This window comes from Pseudomonas sp. CF161, assembly GCF_000416215.1.
GTDB lineage: Bacteria > Pseudomonadota > Gammaproteobacteria > Pseudomonadales > Pseudomonadaceae > Aquipseudomonas.
Genome location: NZ_ATLP01000089.1, coordinates 60,621 through 79,479 on the forward strand (window position 1 = coordinate 60,621; position 18,859 = coordinate 79,479).

An 18,859-nucleotide genomic window follows, 5' to 3' on the forward strand; every position below is an offset into this window, starting at 1 on the left:
AGATTCGTCTGATGCCTGGGCAGCTTGCTCCAGCTTTACAGTTGGCGCATGAGACTAAAAAGCTGCCTGCATCAGATAAATCCACTCCTTTCCCGACCCGAAGTCGCTCTCCGCTTGCTTCGGCTTTTTGCGTTGTTGCTGCTCGCGGGCATTCTGATCGGCGTCTACAACTTTGTGCGCTCAACCCTGAACGACAGCCTGTCCCGGCGCCACAACTACATGAGCGGCGCCATCGTCCAGGCGCAAACCTTCTTCACCACCCGTGAAACCCTGCTCGAAAGCCTCAGCCTGTCGGCGGTGCGCCAGACCGCCGAGCAGGCGCAACTGCCACCCGCGACCCAAGACGAAATCAGGCTGCGACAGGGCAATGCCGGTGGCGAGCAATGGAGCATCTGGCTCACCGAGCGCATGCGCGAACACCTCAAGCACAAGCAACTGAACCTGCTGTACATCAGCGCAGCCCCTCAACCTCGGGTCGAACGCCTGTACGGCGCCCACCCGCAGGCAGTCACCGTGCCGCCATCGGTACTAAAACACCTGGTGGCGCAGGAACCGCGGATGACGCGCGGCGACGAAGGTCAGTGGTTGACCGAACAATCGGCGCAGTCCACCCAGTTGTACATTTTCTTTGCCCTCGATCCTCTCGTCGCCGATTCCGGCTGGCTGGGCCTGGAAATGGATGGCAACGAAGTCCTGGCGGCCCTCAGCGACCAGAGCGCCGGGGAGTTCATGATCCTCAACTCCCAGGGCGCCCTGGTCCTGACCAACACCCCCACCTACCGCTTGAGCCAGGCCCTGCTTGAGCTGCAAAGCGACAACTTTTTCGGCTTGATCGGCGGTGGCTGGTTTCCCGAGCAGTTGGTGATCCGCAAGCAGCTCAAATCCACGGATTGGCAACTGATCTACGCCTTCGAATTGCGCAAGCTGCTTCATGACCTGTGGCCGCAACTGTTGGGCGCGCTGCTGTTCAGCCTGCTGAGCGCCGGCCTGATCCACTTGCTGACCCGGCGTGTGGCGCAGCACTTTATCGTCCCGGCGCTGAACCGGATCCAGGCCCTGGTGGAAAGTGAGGCGTTCAGCCGTGACGTGATCCAGACCGCCCCCGTGGCCCTGTGCGTGTTGCGCCGCAGCGACGGCCAGGTGGTCCTGGAAAACACCCTGGCGCAACAATGGCTGGGGCAAGGAAAAGCGCCTGGCCAGCGGCGGGATGGCTGGATCCGGCAGGTGTTCGATCCGGACAGCAGCGCCCCCATCGATCACGTCGAAACCGCCGAGGGCCGGCACCTCCACCTGAGTTCGGTGCCTACCCGCTACCGCGGCGAAGACGTGCTGTTCTGCGCCTTCAGCGACATCAGCACCCGCAAGCAGGTTGAAGCCGCACTCGATGAAGCCCGGTCCCTAGCCGAGTCCGCCAACGAGGCCAAGACCCTGTTCCTGGCCACCATGAGCCACGAGATCCGGACCCCGCTCTACGGTGTGCTCGGGACCCTGGAACTGCTGGGGCGCACTCGGCTCGACCAGCAGCAGAAACACTACCTGCAGGCGATGGAAGGCTCGTCGGCGACCCTGCTGCAGATGATCTGCGGCGTGCTCGACGTGTCGAAAATCGAAGCCGGACAACTGGCACTGGAACTCCGCGAGTTTTCGCCCCTGGACCTGGCCTGCGAAATCGTCCAGAGCTATGCCGCCGCTGCCCAGGCCAAGGGCCTGCAACTGTATGCCTGCCTGGAGTGGCAACTGCCGGAACGGCTGGTCGGTGATGTCGCGCGCATTCGGCAGATACTCGGCAACCTGTTGAGTAATGCACTCAAATTCACCGATGTCGGGCGCGTGGTGCTGCGGGCCCACCTGGTTGAACTGGAGGGCAACCGCTGCACCATCGAGTGGCAGGTCAGCGATACCGGCAAGGGCATCACCGAGCAGGACCAAATGCTGCTGTTCGAACCGTTTTTCCAGACCTCGGGCAATACCAACGTGGTCGCCGGCACCGGTTTGGGCCTGCCCATCTGCCTGCGCCTGACACGGTTGATGAACGGTGACATGCGCGTGGTCAGCGAGCTTGGGCTGGGCAGCAGCTTCAGCCTGAGCCTGCCGTTGCAACGGGCGATGGACACGGCCCAAACCTCTTTCATGCCCCTGCTCGGGCCCCAGATAATCTACGTGCGGTCTCCAGTGCGCGAGCTGGCGGAGAGCCTGGCGGGCTGGTTGCGACGCTGGGGCGCGCGGGTGCACCTGCGCCTGCCTGGCTACATCGATGCCGCCAGTGGTTGCGTGTTGCTCGAACTGCACCCGGGCGCCATCAAGCATCGGCTCGAACCCGAATGGCAGGGGCCGCTGGTCCTGGCCTGCGCCATCGGGCATCACGAGCCGCCCCGCGATCGTGGCTGGCAGGTGGACATCAGCGACCTGCGGGCCATTCACCGGGCCGTCAGCCAGGCCCAGGGGCAGCCCGCCACCGAGGACGAAACGCTGATCCAGAGCCAACACCTGCCCAAGCTGGGCCTGCATGTGCTGGTGGCCGAAGACAACGTGATCAACCAGTTGATCCTCAAGGACCAGCTGGAAGAGCTGGGCTGCAGCGTAAAACTGGCCGGCAATGGCGACGAAGCCTTGAGCCTGTGGCACAACGAGCGCTTCGATGTGGTCCTGACCGATATCAACATGCCCAGGCTCAATGGCTATGAATTAAGCCGGGAGCTGCGGCGACTCGGTTGCAGCACGCCGATTTTCGGTGCAACCGCCAACGCCATGCACGGCGAAGAAGCCCAATGCCTGGCAGCCGGCATGGAGCGCTGCCTGGTCAAACCCTTCTCCCTGCGCACGCTGCTCAGTTACCTGGCGCCTTACGCCAAGGCGCCGCCGCAGCCCGGACCACCGGACACCTGAACCTGCTGCTGTTGCACGCGCAATGGCCCAACCCGCAACCCCTGCCACCCACTCGGAGCGGCTATAGCCCATGCCCTTGTCTAGCCCACCTTTCGCCGCCGATATGGATGCGCTGCTACTGCCCGTGGCCTTGCGCGACGTGTTTATCAGCACCCTGCGTGCGGATATCCAGCGCATTGACGTCGCCCTGGACACGGGCAATGCGTTGCAGGCGGCGCAATCTTTTCACAGCGTTGCCGGGGCCATGGGCGTGGTCAACGCCCTGCCCCTGGCGCGCGCCTGTGTCGAGCTGGAAAACCAACTGCGCGAGCAGCGCCCCGGTTCCGGCCTGGAGTTACAGGCCCGGCAGCTGGCGCAACGGCTGACGCTGTTTCTTGATCAGCTGGAGCAATGAGCTCAGCTCGAATGAACTCAACTCGGCAGCGGCAGATCGGGCTGCAAGGCCCACCAGCGCGGCAGCAGTTGCTGGATCCGTGCCTCGCCAAAACGATCATCGATCAACATCACCACCCCGCGATCCTGCTGGCTGCGAATCACCCGGCCCGCGGCCTGTACCACTTTCTGCAGCCCCGGGTAGAGGTAGGTGTAGTCATAGCCGGCGCCAAAGATCGCCGCCATGCGCTGCTTCAACTGCTCGTTCACCGGGTTCAGTTGGGCCAGGCCCAGGGTGGCGATAAAGGCCCCGATCAGCCGCGACCCCGGTAAATCGATACCCTCGCCAAATGCCCCGCCCAGCACCGCAAACCCGATGCCCTGGCCTTCGCTGCTGAACCGATCGAGAAAGCCCTGGCGCTGCCCTTCGTCCATGCCCCGCGATTGCAGCCACAGGGCAATGTCCGGGTGCTCTCGGGCCAGAAACTGCGCCACCTGCTGCAGGTAATCGAAACTGCTGAAGAACGCCAGGTAATTGCCGGGACGCTGACGGAACTGGCGAGCCATCAGCTCGACAATCGGCGCCAGGGACGCCTGGCGATGCACAAAGCGGGTGGAGATGCGCTTGACGATATGCACCTCCAGTTGCGCCGCGTCGAAGGGCGACTCGACATCGACCCAGACCGTGGTCTCCGGCAGGCCCAGCAGGTCGCTGTAGTAATGCCGCGGGTTGAGGGTCGCGGAAAACAGCACGCAACTGCGCGCCGCCGTCAACCGCGGGCGAATGAACCCCGCCGGCACCACATTGCGCAGGCACAGCTGGGACAGGCTGCGCTTGGCATTGAGTTCACGCTTGCTGATATCGAACACAAAGTGCTCATCGAACAACTCTGCAACCCGGGCGAACTGCAGCATCTCGAAGTAGAAACCCTGGAGGCTGGCATCCAGCCCCTGAGGATGATCGTTGAGGTAATCGCCTATCGCCGAAACACACAGCGACAGGGCCTTGAGCAAGGCCGCCGGCGCCTGGGCATAGGCCTGGTAAGGCGCCAGTTGCTCCTTGTGCAGGGCGTTCCACTCGCGGTTCAAGCGTTGCAGGGGCTTTTTCAGCGCCTCGGGCGCCGCCGCCCGCACCGTGTTCATCTGGTACTGGTCGAGGCTGGCGCTGTACATCGATCGCCCGCGCTCCACCAGGTTGTGCGCCTCGTCCACCAACACCGCCACGGTCCACTGATTGGCCTGGGCCAGGCCGAACAGCAAGGCGCTGAAATCGAAGTAGTAGTTGTAGTCCGCGACCACCAGGTCGCTCCAGCGGGCCATTTCCTGGCTCAGGTAATAGGGGCAGACCTCATGCGCCAGGGCAATCTGCCGCAGGTGCTGCTGGTCCAGCAGGCGCACCTGGCTGGCCGCCTGGCGCGCCGCCGGCAGGCGATCGTAGAAGCCGCTGGCCAGGGGACAGGACTCGCCGTGGCAGGCCTTGTCCGGGTGCTCGCAGGCTTTGTCCCGGGCCACCAGTTCCAGCACCCGCAACGGCAGCTCGGGGCAGCTGTCGAACAGCACCTGGGACGCATCCAGCGCCAGTTTGCGCCCCGGGGTCTTGGCCGTCAGGAACAACAGCTTGTCCAGGTGCTGCGGGGCCATGGCCTTGAGCATGGGAAAGAGGGTGCCAATGGTCTTGCCGATCCCGGTCGGGGCCTGGGCCATCAGGCAGCGCCCGGTGCTCACCGCCTTGTACACCGACTCCGCCAGGGAGCGCTGGCCGCTGCGAAACTGCCCATGGGGGAACGCCAGGGCCTGGGTTGCCAGGTCCCGCGCGCTGCGGTGCGCCAGTTCCTGCTCGGCCCACTGCACAAAGACTGCGCACTGCTGCTTGAAAAACAGCTCCAGCACCGCCGCCTCAAAGGGCTCGACCAGGGCAGTTTCCTGCTCGCTGACAATGTCGAAATACACCAGCGCCAGGCGGATCTCACTCAGCTCCAGGGCCTGGCACATCAGCCAGCCATAGACCTTGGCCTGGGCCCAGTGCAGTTGCCGATGGTTGGCCGGCATGCGGCTGAGGTCGCCACGGTAGGTCTTGACCTCTTCCAACAGGTTTTGCGTGGGGTCGTAGCCATCGGCCCGGCCCTTGACCGTCAACGGTCCGTACTGGCCTTGCAGGGCCACTTCGCTCTGGTAGCCGGGGCTGCGTCGGGCGGCCACCGTGCGATGGCCGGCGATGCCTTCGAGCGCCGTGGGCGATGGGGTGAAACGCAAGTCGAGGTCACCGACCTTGGCCGTGAACTCGCACAGCGCCCGCACCGCGATGCGGTAGTTCAAGCCGGCTGCTCCTGCCATTGCACATAGCACACCGCCACCGGCATCTGGTGCTGGTGGCAGAACTCCAGCCAACGCAACTGGTTGTCCTGCAGGCGATCGCCCGGGCCCTTGACCTCGATCATGCGGTAGGTCTTTTGCTCGGGCCAGAACTGGATCAGGTCCGGCATGCCCGCACGATTGGCGCGGATATCCAGCAACAGGCGCTCGAACCAGTGCTTGAGGTGGGTCGCGGGCAGGCAGTCCAGGGCCTGCTCGAGCAGCTCTTCAGTCAGCGCGCTCCAGAACACGAAGGGTGATTGCACGCCCCACTTGGCCACGAAGCGCTGGCGGATGGTGCGGATGTAACGCCCGTCATCCAACTCGGCCAGGCAGGCCTGGAACAACTCGGCACGACGCGGATGGAAATCTTCGCTCAACAGGTCCACCGGCCCGCGCTGGAACGGGTGAAAGAACGCCCCGGGCAACGGTGCGAAGATCGCCGGCCAGCACAGCAGGCCGAACAGCGAATTGATCAGGCTGTTTTCGACGTAGTGCACCGGGGCCTGTTCGGCATGCAGGTGGGCCTGGACGTGGTACTCCACCGACAGCAGCTCATCGCTGCGGGCCAGGTTCAGGTCCAGGCGTTGTGGCTCGCGGCCCGGCACCCGGCGCTGGACCGGCCCGCCCAGCTTGCGCCGCAGGCGCGGCAACACCCGCAGCAGCAGTTGCTGTTCGGCTGCGCTTTGCGGTGCCTGGTCCGCCACCTCGGCCAGTGCCAGGGCCTGGGGATAGTCGCCGCTGCGTTCCAGCACGCGGATCAGCCGCATCCGCGCCCCGGGGTAGGCACAGCCGCTATAGATCGCCAGGGCCAGCGCCCAGTCCGCCAGGCGCTCGCAGTGCTGGCCCAGTTGAAACAGCAGCTTGGCGCGGCGTTTTTCCAGCCAGGGGTTGTCGATGGGCAAGGCCTGGATCCGCGCCAGCACATCAGCCAGCTCGTGCCCGGCTTCGAAAGCTTCCTGGCACTGTTGCAAATAGATAAAGCCATCCACGTCGCTGCGGCTGCGCAAGCCACGGGAATCGGCGCTGAACTCGACTTTTTCGTAGGTGTAGATGCCAAGGTCGGCCAGCACGAACTCCGACCAGTCCTGGTACAGGTTGCCGAAAAACATCAGGCGCAGGCGATCGCACAGATCCATGACCGTCAGGCTCAGCAACTGATCATCGAGCTGCGGGCACCACTCGGCGAAGGCCCGGGACGGGCCTCCATGCTCGGTCAATAGCGCCAGCCAATCGCTTTTCCGGGCTTTGGGCTGATCGATCATGGCGGCAAAACACTGCAGGATTTCGGCCTTTTGCAACAGGCCGAACAGCTCGTCCAGGGACACCTCGGCCCGCGGATCGAGCCAGCCCAGGCGCACCAGGGGCGTGGCCGCCAGGGTGATATCGCCTATCTCGGCATAACTCAGCTTGGCGGCGCGAAAATGCCGGCCCTTGCGCATCACCAGGCGTACCAGCAATGCCTGGGCAGGTTGCGCCAAACCGGCGAAATCCGCGATGAAGCGCTGCTCTTCAGGGCACAGCAGGTCGGCATACCGCTGCTCGATCCAGGCCAGCACTTGCTGAAAGTTGTGCAGGTAATAGAACGGGTTTTCGAGGGGGTTGGAAGTCACAGAAGGCAGGCACCGCGGAAAAAGACACTGGTTATGCATACAGATAACAGCTGGGCGCCGTGCCTGGCAAACACTATTGGATAAATGGCGTCCTGGCTTGCCGGCCCTGGACGAACAGTATTTTCCGAGGGTTGTCGCGACGGAGAATGACTATAGCGTCATGAAAATACGGCACACTGTGCACCTTCAACGTGCATGAACGAGAGGTTTGTCTATGAAGTTTGAAACCCTGGGCCTGGCCCTGGCGGCCACCGCACTCCTGGCCTTGGCGGGTTGCGCTTCGCCCACCGTGGTGACCTTGCAGAACGGCACCCAGTACCTGACCAAGGATGTGCCAAAGACTCGCACCGCCGATGGTTTCTATGAGTTCGTCGATATTTCCGGCAAGAAAATTCGCATCAAGGCGGACGATGTCGCCACCGTCCGCCAGGAACAATAACCGCCTCCGATCAAGGGCAATCAGCGGTAGAGGCCGAGCCCCGGGACACTGCCATCGCAGGAAATGCTCTGCTGGGCATTGCGCTTGTACAACTCGCCGCGAACCTTCTGGCAGCGGTCGTATTCCTGCCTGGCGGCATTGTCGATGCTGATATTGCCCGTGGTTTCCGGCTGCTGGCCGTCCCCCAGCCGGACCTGGGCCCAGGGTTGCTCCGGGGCGATGTGAAAACGGCTGGGGGCCGGCTGTTGCTTGGGTTCGACCTTCAATTTGGCCCCGGCCGGCAATTGCTCCGGGGTCACGCCATAACGCTGCAAAATCGAGTTGTGCGGCAGCTCGTCCGCCAGCGTCGTGCCTGCCAGCAGGCTCAGCACCAGACCGATTGCACACCTCTTGTTGTTACTCACCTGACTTGTCTCCTGCTGTCCATTGGGCCGGTGCGACAACTTGTGGCCATCGCCCGTGCCTGAATAACGCATGGGCTGCCTGACGCTTTAGTCCCTGCCCGCGCCCCTGGATAAAGGCGCCGGGACCGCCCTCGCGGTGTGCGTCATGTTGGCTATGCTTTCCCAGCGCTCACCATGAGCGCCCTCGGGCGGTAGCCCCAGGTGCAAGGTATTGGAGTCATTACTTGGGGTGCAGGTCACGCCCACCTCACCGGCATCGGTCCAGGTGCTGCGCCGCGAGCCGATCGTGATCGGCTACCAGTGATTGGCGGTGGCGGCGCGTGCGAAACCCGCGCCGCCCGCCTCGATGCCTCAGGCGAGGACGATGCCCGCGCCGTTCAATTGCTCCAGGCCCACGCCCACCAGGGTCACCGAAGCCTGGCCAAAGCTCAGCAGCGTGTCATTGCCCACCGCTGTGGCGTGGGCACGGTAGCTGTCGTTCGGCGCCACCCCGGCCACCCCCATGAACACCAGGCTGTCACTGGCCTGATACCCCACCAGCCGGTCATGGCCGAAGTCGCCACTGAAGACAAAGGTGTTGTGGCCGCCCCCCGCCTGCAGCAGGTCATCACCGGCGCCGCCGACAAACACATGATGACCGAGCTCGCCCAGCAGATGGTCGTTGCCTCCCAGGCCGAACAGCCAGTCACCCGCGGCGTCGGCCCGGACCTGGTTGGCGCCGGCGTCGCCACTGTGGGACTTGGCGTAGGCGGTCAGCACCGTGCCCGCCAGCAGGCCCTTGTCCGTGACCTGGTGGCTGACTTCGTCCTTGAACAGCCCCCACAACGCGCCCGACTCCTTGCTGGTCAAGGTGCCGATATCCCGGGTGATGCTGAGGCCGCCCTGGGCATCGCGGATGTACAGGCTGCCGGCGCCATCGTTGGCAAACACCAGGTTGTGCACCGACTGCTGCAACTCCAGGGTGTTGTGCCCCTGGCCACCGAGCAGCATGTTGTAACCGCCGCCATCGCGGAACGTATCGTTGCCCGCGCCGCCCTCCAGGTAGTCATTGCCCTTGCCGCCCTGGATCAGGTCGTTGCCGTCGCTGCCGATGATAAAGGTGCTGCCCTGGTGCGCCTCGGCATTGCGGTTGAGGTCCTGGACCCAGGTGCCGGCCCGTGCCGGGTCCGACAGGTTGGCCACGATGATGGTCGAGTCCTGGTGGGTGAAGTCATAGAACGCCGAGTTCAACACCCGGGTCATGCCGGAGTCGTAACCGCTGGGCAGGTGGGAGAGCCAGGTGGGCACATTGAGAATCGAGAACGGCAGCAGGTTCCAGGCGCTGGAGGCATAGAAGTCGTTGAAGCTGACGATGTTGTTGGTGGCCGAGTCGTGAGGCGCATCGTGCACCCCGAGGGACGACAGGTTGAAGGTCGAACCGTCCAGGGCACGAAACACCGGGTCGTTTTCAAAGCCGATGTTCAGCACCTTGTCGCCGGCGCTCTGGGTCGGCGAAGCGTAGGCCAGGTAGCGGGCATCCTTGAAAAACCCGTCCCAGCGCCCCTCGCTCAGGTCCGCCAGGCTATTGACCGCCAACCCGCCCAGGCTATGGCCGCTCACCACGATATCCGAACCGCTCAGGCCATTAGCCCGGGCAAAGGCCGCGACATCGCCCAGCAGGCCGCCGAATGCTTCGCCGCTGTAGTTTTTGGCGTAGTCCTTGGGCCCCAGGGCCGCCAGCAGGTCGTTGAGCACATCGCCGATGGAGTCGCTGATCACCGATTCGCGCGGGCCGCTGGTGCCGCGAAAGGCAATGCCGATCGAGGTCAGCTGGCCATTGGCGTCGTACTGGCCGAGGACTTCGGCCTGGGCCGTGGTGTAGCCGGCCTTTTCACCAAAAAAAGTACCGCGTACATCGACCTTGCCGCCATACCCCAACTGGGCGGCGCTGATGGGGGTCCAGCCGGCCTGGTGCAAGGCGTCGAGGGCGGCTTTTTCCGAGTCGGGGTTCCACGGCACGCCGGGAATCACCCCCTGGGAGTCGCTGCTGCCAATCAGCGCGCTGACCAGGGTCGCCGGCAGGCCGAGGCCGAAACCGTTGTGCTGATAACCCACGGCAAAGCCGTTATCGAGGTTGTGGTAGGAATACAGGGTGATTGCCAGGGCATCGGCGAACAGCGCCTTGCTGCCTTCGCTGCCGAGGTTTTTGTAGTCATAGACCGCCATGGTGGTGCCTCTCTTTTGGGAAAACCGGGCTGGAACCGGCGCCGCCAGCAAGCCGGCGGCGCACGCTTGCACTGCCTGCTCAGGCGAAGACCAGCCCCGCGCCGACCAGGCTGTCCGGGGCGACACCGACCAGGGTCACGCAGTAGTCGCCCACACTCAGCACCGTGTCCTGGCCGCTCTGCGTCAGGTGCTGGCTGTAGTCGTAGCCCTGCCCCGCCCCTTCGACACCGAGGAACACCAGCCTGTCGCTGCCCTGATAGCCGTGCAGGGTGTCGAAGCCGAAGGCGCCGTTGAACAGGAAGGTGTTGCCGCCGCCGCTGGCGTAAAGCTCATCGTTGCCGGCACCGCCGACGAAGGTCACCTGGCCGTGCTCGCTGCGCAGCAGGTCATCGCCGCCAAGGCCGAACAACCAGTCGCCCTCGCCGCTGGCCACCAATGAATTGCCGTAGGCATCGCCGTTCAGCGAATGGTTGTAGGGCGTCAGCTGGTCACCGGCCAACAGCCCGCCAGCAGTGACCGCGTGGCTCACCTCTTTGCTGAACAGGCCCCAGGCAAAACCCAGCTCCTTGCTGACCAGGGCGCCGATGTCCCGGGTCAGGCTGATGCCGCCGTAGGCATCGCGTACATACAGGGTGCCGTCGCCATCGTTGGCCAGGGTGAAGTGATCGAGGGGTTGGCGCAGTTCGAGGACGTTGTGCCCCTTGCCGCCGAGCATCACGTTGTAGCCGCCGTCATCGCGAAAACGGTCATCGCCGTCGCGGCCTTCCAGGAAGTCATTGCCACGCCCGCCCTTGAGCAGGTCGTTGCCGTCACTGCCGATGATAAAGGTGCTGCCCGTATGCGCCTCGGCGTTGCGATTGAGGTCTTCGACCCAGGTGTTGCCACGGTTGGACGACGACAGGTTGGAGATGACCAGGGTCGAATCCTTGCTCGTCAGCCCGTAGAAGCTTGAGTCGATCACCCGGTTCAGCGCATCGGCATACCCCGCCGAGCCGTGGGCCTGCCACGACTGCGGGTTGAGAATGCTTTGCGGCAGCAGATTCTCCAGGGTGCTGGCGTAATGGTCGTTGAAGTTGACGATATTGTTGGTCGCCGAGGGCTGGGGCTGGTCGTGGCTGCCCAGGGAGGTCGTGCTGAAACGGGTGCCGTCGAGCACCCGGAACACCGGGTCGTTTTCAAAGCCGATGTTCAGCACCTGGGGCGTGGCCGGGCTCTGGGTCGGCGAGGCGAAAGCCACGTAGTTGGCCTGCTGATAAAACCCGCCCCAGTGCTCGCCACTCAGGGCCGCCAGGCTGTTGACCGCCAAGCCGCCCAGGCTGTGGCCGCTGACCAGCACATCCTTGGCCCCCAGGCCCTGGGCCTGGGCGAAAGTCGCCACGTCTTGCAGCAGTTGGTTGAAGGCGTTCTGGGTGTAGTTCTGGGCGTAATCCACCGGACCGATCGCCGCCAGCAGGTTGTTCTTGATATCACCCAGGGTGTCGCTGAAACCCAGGCCACCGGTGCCACGAAAGGCGATGCCGATCGAGGTCAGTTGGCCATTGGCATCGTATTGGCCAAGGACTTCGGCCTCGGCGCTGGTGAAGCCGGCCTGTTCCCCGAAAAACGTGCCCTGGGGCCCGACCCGGCCCTGGTAACCCAGGGCCTGGGCACCAATCGCTAGCCAGCCGCCGGGCTGGGGCTGGCCGTCGGGGGCGTAGGCATAGAGCGCCAGGGTCATGGCGGCGCTGTACTGCGCCTTGGCCTCCTGCTCGGAGAACTGCTTGTAAGCAAAAATGCCCATGGGGGTTTCCTCTCGTGTGCTGATCGTGTCTGCCCGGGGCCCGTCAGTGCGGGCCGCGCGGCACAAAGGCCTCGTCGACCCGCGCCAGGTCCGCTTCGCGCAGGGTGCCGGCGTAGTAATGCAGCTTGGTCCAGGCCATCAGGTAGTCGTAGCGCGCCTGGGCCAGGTCGCGCCGGGTGCTGTAGAGCTGCTGCTCGGCGTTCAGCGCATCAAGGTTGACCCGTTCGCCGCCGAGGATGCTTTGCCGGGTGGAGACCACCAGTGCCTCGGCCGAGCTCAGGGCTTTCTGATAGGCCCGCAGTTTGTTGGCGCCCGACAGGCAGGCGCTGAACTGACGCCGCAGCTCGATCAGGGTTTCGCGGGTCTGCGAGTCCAGTTCGTACTCGGCCTGCTCCATGGAGCGGCTGGCCTGGCGGGTCGCCGCCGACACCCCGCCACCGGCGTACAGCGGCACGCTGACCTCGATGCCGATGGTGTTTGTGTCATAGCGCTGGTTGTAGGTATTGCCGCTTTCCGACTCGTTCTGGCGCACCGAGGCATAGGCGTTGAGCTTGGGCATATGCCCGGCGCGGTTGCGCTCCACCTCGTAACGCGCGACTTCCAGGCGCTGGCGACCGGAGGCCAGGTTCGGGTTATTGCTCAGGGCCAGCTCATGCCAGGTGGCGAAATTGGCCGGGGTCAGGGCGAACACCTGAAACCCCTGGTCCAGCGGCTGCAAGTCGCCGATATCCACCGCCGGCACCCCAATCAGCGCCCCCAGTTCCCGTAGCGAGGCATCCTGCTCGTCGCGGGCTTCGATTTCTTCGGCGGTGGCCAGCTCATAGCGTGACTCGGCTTCAAGGATGTCGGTGCGGGTGCCTTCGCCCTGCTGGAACATGTGCTGGTTCTGCTGGAACTGCTGCTCGAACGCGCGCTTCTTGGCCTGGGCGATGTCGATCTGGTCCTGGGCGAACAGGGCCTTGGTGTAATAGGTCAGCACCCGTACCAGCAGCTCCTGGCTCTTGCCGCGAAAGTTCTCATCGGCGAACAGCGCCTGGGCCACGCCCTTGCGGTAGGCGGCGTAAGCTTCGTAGTCGATCAGCGGCTGCTGCAGGGTGAAGGACGAGCCGTAGCTGCTGTAGTTGCGGTCCTCATGCTGGGTGCCGCGCACGGTGTCGAGGTAGGTCACCTTGGAAGTGTTGCGGCCCTTGTTGTAGCTGTAGCCCAGTTTGGGCAGCAAGCCGGCGCGGCCGATGGCGCGGTTTTCCAGGCCGGCGTCGCGTTCCTTCATGGCGCCGAGGAACACCGGGTCATTGCGCAGCGCCTGCTCGTAAATCTGGAACGGTCCCATGGCCCGGGCATTGCCACAGACCAGCAGCAGGACGGCAGCGAAGATGGAAAGCTTACTCATGCGACGCAACCTCCTTATTCTTCGGTCAACGCGGAACCAGCCCGGTCGAGCAGTGGCTTAAACAGGTAATTGAGCAGTGAACGCTCGCCGGTGCGCACGAACATCTCGGCCGGCATGCCGGGTTTGATCACCAGGCCATTGAGCGCTTCCAGCGCCTGGTCGCTGACGCTGCTGCGCAGCACGTAATAGGGCACGCCGGTTTTCTCATCGAGCATCTGGTCGGCGGAAATCAGGCTGACCTCCCCCGGCACCCGGGGCGTGCGGCTCTGGTTGAAGGCGGTGAACAGGATGTCCACCGGCAAATGGCTGCCGACCTTGTCCACCAGGTTCACCGGCAAGCGCCCTTCCACCTCCAGCCGCGTGCCCTGGGGCACGATTTCCAGCAGGGTTTCGCCGGCACGCACCACCGCGCCTTCGGTGTGCACCCCGAGGTTGACCGCGATGCCAGCGGACGGGGCGACGATTTCGCTGTGCTGCAGGTCAAACCCGGCCGAGGCCAGTTGCTGCTCCAGGGTCAGGCTCTTGAGCTGGGCATCGGCCAACTGGCTGCGGACCTCCTTCTGGTACTCCTCGGCGTGCTGCTGCAACTTGAGTCGCGACTCGCGGATGCCCTGCTCCACGCGGCCGCTTTCGCCGCTGTTCTGTGCCAGTTCCTGCTGCACTTGCGACAGTTGGCGCTGGTACTCCAGCAAGCGATTGCGCGGGATATAGCCGTTGTCGGCCAAAGGTTGCAGGTTGCCCAGTTGCTGGCGCAGGGAGTCGGCCTGGTTGTTCAGGTCGTTGCGGGCGCGGCGCATGCCGGCCAGTTGCGCGCTGGCGCCTTCGATATTGGCGCCGATGGCCGCCTGCTCACGGGAGAACGCCTCGCGCCGGCTGCTGAACAATTGCCGCTGGCCTTCCAGCACCAGGGCCAGGCGCGGGTCGGCATCGCCGCTCAACTGCGGCGGGAAGTCGACCTGCTTGAGGTTGTCGCGCTCGCTCTGCCAGCGCGCCACGCTGGCCCAGGCCATGCGGTACTGGGCTTGCAGCGACTGCACATCGGCGCCGATCTGGGTCTGGTCCAGGCGAAACAGCGGCTGGCCCTGGCGCACCGCTTCCCCCTCACGCACCAGAATCCGGCTGACCACCCCGCCGCTCATCGATTGCACTGCCTTGCGCTTGCCCGACACCACCACCGTGCCCTGCACCGGGATCCCCTGGTCCAGCGGCGCCAGGGCCGCCCAGGCAAAAAAGCTGCCGGCGCCGAACAACGCCAGGGCCCAGCCCAGGCGCGCAAAAAACCGCGCGTCGCGCTCCGGGCGCGGCGCTGTGTAGGTGTTGTCATTGATCATCTGCTGGTCCTGGCTCATGGGCCGTTACTCCGGTTCGGCGCATGGTATTGCCGGCTCATGCTCAAGCCGGCCGGGGTCGCGGCCGGCGCGGGGTTGGGCGCACGGGCCGCTTCCTGGGCACCGGCCAGGGCCTTGAGCACTTCCTGGCTCGGGCCAAAGGCCTGCAAGCGCCCTTCGTTGAGCACCAGCAACTTGTCGGCTTGGGCCAGGGCCGAGGAACGATGGGTCACCAGCACCACGCTGGTGCCCTGGGCCTTCATCTGGGCGATGGCGGCGGCCAGGGCGCTTTCGCCCACGGTGTCGAGGTTGGAATTGGGCTCGTCGAGCACCACCAGGCTCGGCTTGCCGTACAGCGCTCGGGCCAGGGCCACCCGTTGTTTCTGGCCACCGGACAGGCCGCTGCCCTCATCCCCCAGCAGCGTGTCGTAGCCTTGGGGCAGACGCAGGATCATCTCGTGCACCCCGGCCTGCTGCGCCGCCGCCACCACTTGCTGCGGGTCGGCCTCGCGAAAGCGCGCGATGTTGTCGGCGATGCTGCCGCTGAACAGTTCGATGTCCTGGGGCAAGTAGCCGATATAGGGGCCCAGTTGCTCCCGGTCCCAGCGATGGATATCGGCGCCGTCCAGGCGCACCGTGCCCGCCAGTGTCGGCCACACCCCGACCAGCACCCGGGCCAGGGTCGACTTGCCGGAACCCGAGGCGCCAAGCACCCCCAGCACCTCGCCGGCCCCCAGGCTGAAGCTGACCTGTTGCAGGGTCGCCAGGCGCCGGCCCGGTGGCCCGGCGCTGACCTGCTCGAAGCTGACCTGGCCCTTGGGCGCCGGCAGCGCCATGGCGCTCTGGCGGGTGCCGAACTCCTGCAGCAGCGCGTCCAGGCGCTGGTATGCCAGCTTGGCCGTGCTCCACTGTTTCCACACCGCAATCAGTTGATCGATGGGGCTCAGTACGCGCCCCATCAGGATCGAGCCGGCGATCATCATCCCCGCGCTCATGTCGCCCTTGATCACCAGCAACGCCCCCAGCCCCAGCACCAACGATTGCAGGCACAGGCGCAAGGTCTTGCTCAGGGAACTGATGACCGCGCCCGTATCGCTGGCCTGGTTCTGCAACCCGAGAAACCGCGAGTGCACCTCGAACCAGCACTTGCGCAATGCCCCGAGCATGCCCATGGCCTGGATGGTTTCGGCGTTGTGCAAATGGCTGCTGGCCAGTTGCGTGGAACGTTGGGAGTAACCGCTGGCCTGGCCCAGGGGTTGCCGGGTCAGGGCTTCATTGAGGCAGGCCAGACCGATCAGCAGCACGGCCCCGGCCGAAGCCAGCACGCCAAGCCAGGTGTTGAACAGGAAGATCACCAGCAAGTAGACAGGAAACCAGGGGGCATCGAAGAAAGCGAACAGCGCCGGGCCAGTGACGAACTGGCGAATCTGGGTCAAATCGCCCAGGGACTGGCCGGCGTGGCCTTCACCACGCGCCAGGTTGCGTTCGAACGCCGCCTGATAGACCTGCAGGTTGAAGCGCCGCTCCAACTGGCTGCCGATGCGAATCACGATAAAGCTGCGCAGCACTTCAAGCAGGCCGATAAACGCAAAAAAGCCAACCACCATCAGGGTCAGCATCAGCAAGGTGGTCTGGTTCTGCGAAGTGAGAACCCGGTCATAAACCTGGAGCATGTAAATCGATGGCACCAGCATCAGTACATTGATCAACGCCGTGAAACACCCGACGCTGATCAGAATACCCTTGTAATCACCGAGTGCCTTGAATAAGGGCGCGGCTTGAGTGGTCTTCGCCATCTTTGTTGATCTTCCCTGAACTAATAACCTGAACCTTGCGGCGCAGGAAGACATGCATCGCCCGACGCAATACGGGCGCTGTTTATATATAAAGCGGGCATACAACAACAGGCTCTACTTGTAGACGAGTCAGTGTTGTCCTTATTTAGCAGTCAATGGTCAATGGCTGACAGCCTTGTATGACTTGCGCCATTGACGTGGGCTCTTTTTAACTAAGGCTAGTGCCCTGCGCGCTGCAGTACGATCACCAGTCCGGAACTCAAGGTGCTTTGATAAAGCCCCTCTTTGTGTCGACTCAGGAAGATGATCTTCGAGCCTTCGGCGCCGGTGATGGCGATGCCGTCGGGCTCGGGAAACCAGCCGATGGCGGTCGCCCCCAGCCATTGGGTCAGGCAGTCGGCGCCCGCCCCGAGGGTGCCGTTGGGCAACAGTTCAAGGGCACATTGCTGCGCCGGTTGCGCCGGCTGTTGCAATTGCCACTTTCCGGCCAGTTCAGAGGGGTCGGCCAATCTCAGGCTGCTTGCCATGGTTACATCTCCAAAAAACATCATCAGCGTCGTGAACAGCCACACGCGGGGCTTGCAGATCAAGGCGTTGCGGGTCATCGGGGGCTCCATCCGCGGGCTAGCCTCACTCAGGCGCCCGGCCATTGCAACCACAGAGGGCGACGCTTTCGCGCCCCCCTCCTTGCAGCTCATTTAGGCAACGATATCGCTGACTGCCGCCTGGCCCACGGTGCTGACCAGGAAGTCCGCCACGCCGTGCCCGGAGAAGTCCACCGACAGGGTGCTGATGCCCCCCGAGGTGCTGAGCACTGCGTCGCCGGCCGCACCGGTGAAGGCGTTGACGAAGTGCAGGCCAGCGCCTTTGGTGATGCCCGTCAGGTCAATTTTGTCCAGGCCGCTGACAAAATCCATGATCTGGTCGGCCGCACCCGGCTTGGAGTCGGAACTGGCGGCAAACACGAAGGTGTCGGAACCGGCACCCCCCCAGAGTTTGTCCGCGCCACCGGCGCCGTAGAGGATGTCGTTGCCGGCACCGCCACGCAGCTCGTTGGCCCCGTTGTTACCGATCAGCAGGTCATTGCCCGAACCGCCAATGGCGTTTTCGACACTGACGCCCTTAGCGATGGAGACGTTGCCCACCAGGCCGCCAACGTCGGAGAACGAGGCGTCATTGAGGTTGATCTTCTGGTTCTGGGTGAAACCGGAGAAGTCCAGGGTGTCGTTGCCGCCCCCGTCCCAGACCGAGAACACCAGCTTGTCCGACGCCGAAGTGGCGCTGAGAAAATCACGCCCGGTGTTGGAGTTGAAGCCGTAGGTGGTGTCGCCCGCACGGGTGCTGGTGTTGGCGCCGTAGAGCTTCTGGATCGCGGCAATATCGTCCATCAGTGGGCCGGACGAGTAGGCTTCGACCCCGCCCTTGCTGAAGTTCTGGTTGGTATTGCTTTCACTCCAGTAGCTCATGACGCTGTAGCCACGGGTGTCCTGGCCATAGGTCGCGTCGCTGTAGGACGGGTTGCCGTTGCCCGCGTTGTAGTCGCCGGGGTGCGCCAGGCCCAGGGTGTGGCCGATTTCGTGAGTCAGGGTCTGACGGCCGTAGTTGTTCAGCTCCGGGTTCTTGTTCTGGGTGTAGCTGCTGTTGGTCAGGTACCAGGAGGTGCCGTCATAACCGGCACCGGTCCCCGGCAGGTAGGCGAAGGCCGCCGCACCATCCTGGCCGCCGCTGTAATTGCCGAAGGTCATGTGACCATCGCCCCCGGAGGCCTTTTCAGTGAAGGTGACATTCGCCACGTCCGACCAGGACTGCATGGCCAGCGCGGCCTGGGCCTTTTGCTGGGCGCTGAACTGACTGAACCCGGAGATCCCGTGCTTGTACAGCGTGCTCGAGGACGCCGACGTCAGGAAGGTGTAGGTCAGCTCGATCTTGCCGCTGCCGTTGAGGTCCTGGTAGGCGGCGCCATCGCGCAGCAACTGGGTTGCGGCCTGATCGACCGTGTAGGAGGGTTTGCCATTGACCGTCAAGTTACCGCCACGGTCATATTGATGGCTGAAGCTATTGATCTGGTTATACGCCGAACTTGCAGCAGCCAATGGCAGCAGGGCTTGTTCGGCAGCAGCAATAGCGTTGTCTTGTACTTTCGACATGAACACTTCCTTGTAATCAATGGAGCAGTTTTTTTCGATAGCAACAATCCCTGGCGAGATCGTCCTATCACTCGCCCAATGCAGGCGCAAGAAAACTGACACAATTTTAAACAAGGCGTCTAGTACTTTTTTGGCGTCAAACTTTTC

The 18,859-nt window shown here is 63.9% G+C and carries 13 protein-coding genes; 3 read left to right on the forward strand and 10 right to left on the reverse strand.

What is annotated here, in order from left to right; all coding sequences use genetic code 11:
- Positions 1–48: 48 nt before the first annotated feature.
- Positions 49–2,886, forward strand: a complete 2,838-nt coding sequence (locus tag CF161_RS17600; RefSeq protein ID WP_043229728.1) for a response regulator — start codon at positions 49–51, stop codon at positions 2,884–2,886.
- 70 nt (positions 2,887–2,956) lie between these two features.
- The gene (locus CF161_RS17605) at positions 2,957–3,280 is read left to right on the forward strand and encodes an Hpt domain-containing protein (protein WP_084471732.1); all 324 of its coding nucleotides are present in this window, start codon (positions 2,957–2,959) and stop codon (positions 3,278–3,280) included.
- Positions 3,281–3,297: 17 nt separating this feature from the next.
- Here the strand turns inward: CF161_RS17605 and CF161_RS17610 are convergent, their stop codons facing one another.
- Positions 3,298–5,574: an ATP-dependent DNA helicase gene (locus tag CF161_RS17610; RefSeq protein ID WP_020297938.1), complete on the reverse strand. Its 2,277-nt coding sequence runs from the start codon at positions 5,572–5,574 to the stop codon at positions 3,298–3,300.
- Positions 5,571–7,223, reverse strand: a complete 1,653-nt coding sequence (locus CF161_RS17615) for a VRR-NUC domain-containing protein (protein WP_020297939.1) — start codon at positions 7,221–7,223, stop codon at positions 5,571–5,573. Before CF161_RS17615 ends, CF161_RS17610 begins: the two co-directional genes overlap by 4 nt.
- Before the next feature lie 214 nt (positions 7,224–7,437).
- Between CF161_RS17615 and CF161_RS17620 the strand changes: the two genes are divergently transcribed.
- Positions 7,438–7,662: a YgdI/YgdR family lipoprotein gene (locus tag CF161_RS17620; RefSeq protein ID WP_020297940.1), complete on the forward strand. Its 225-nt coding sequence runs from the start codon at positions 7,438–7,440 to the stop codon at positions 7,660–7,662.
- A 20-nt stretch (positions 7,663–7,682) separates the two neighbouring features.
- Here CF161_RS17620 and CF161_RS17625 read toward each other — a convergent pair whose 3' ends face one another.
- From CF161_RS17625 to CF161_RS17660, 8 genes are all read right to left on the reverse strand, one after another.
- Positions 7,683–8,066: a hypothetical protein gene (locus CF161_RS17625; protein WP_020297941.1), complete on the reverse strand. Its 384-nt coding sequence runs from the start codon at positions 8,064–8,066 to the stop codon at positions 7,683–7,685.
- A gap of 351 nt (positions 8,067–8,417) precedes the next feature.
- Positions 8,418–10,271, reverse strand: coding sequence for a hemolysin-type calcium-binding bacteriocin (locus tag CF161_RS17630; RefSeq protein WP_020297942.1), 1,854 nt, complete (start codon positions 10,269–10,271; stop codon positions 8,418–8,420).
- Positions 10,272–10,350: 79 nt separating this feature from the next.
- Positions 10,351–12,051 (reverse strand): triacylglycerol lipase, encoded by a 1,701-nt coding sequence (locus CF161_RS17635; RefSeq protein ID WP_020297943.1) that lies wholly within the window; start codon positions 12,049–12,051, stop codon positions 10,351–10,353.
- A 43-nt stretch (positions 12,052–12,094) separates the two neighbouring features.
- Entirely contained in the window at positions 12,095–13,441 is a 1,347-nt protein-coding gene (locus CF161_RS17640) for a TolC family outer membrane protein (protein ID WP_020297944.1), read from the reverse strand.
- 14 nt (positions 13,442–13,455) lie between these two features.
- Entirely contained in the window at positions 13,456–14,790 is a 1,335-nt protein-coding gene (locus tag CF161_RS17645) for an HlyD family type I secretion periplasmic adaptor subunit (protein ID WP_020297945.1), read from the reverse strand.
- Positions 14,787–16,565, reverse strand: a complete 1,779-nt coding sequence (locus tag CF161_RS17650) for a type I secretion system permease/ATPase (protein ID WP_020297946.1) — start codon at positions 16,563–16,565, stop codon at positions 14,787–14,789. The genes CF161_RS17645 and CF161_RS17650 overlap by 4 nt, the downstream gene beginning before the upstream one ends.
- A gap of 218 nt (positions 16,566–16,783) precedes the next feature.
- Positions 16,784–17,170 (reverse strand): AprI/Inh family metalloprotease inhibitor, encoded by a 387-nt coding sequence (locus tag CF161_RS17655; protein WP_020297947.1) that lies wholly within the window; start codon positions 17,168–17,170, stop codon positions 16,784–16,786.
- Between the two features lie 93 nt (positions 17,171–17,263).
- A complete protein-coding gene (locus tag CF161_RS17660; protein ID WP_020297948.1) occupies positions 17,264–18,712 on the reverse strand; it encodes a serralysin family metalloprotease in 1,449 nt (482 codons plus the stop codon).
- Positions 18,713–18,859 lie beyond the last annotated feature (147 nt).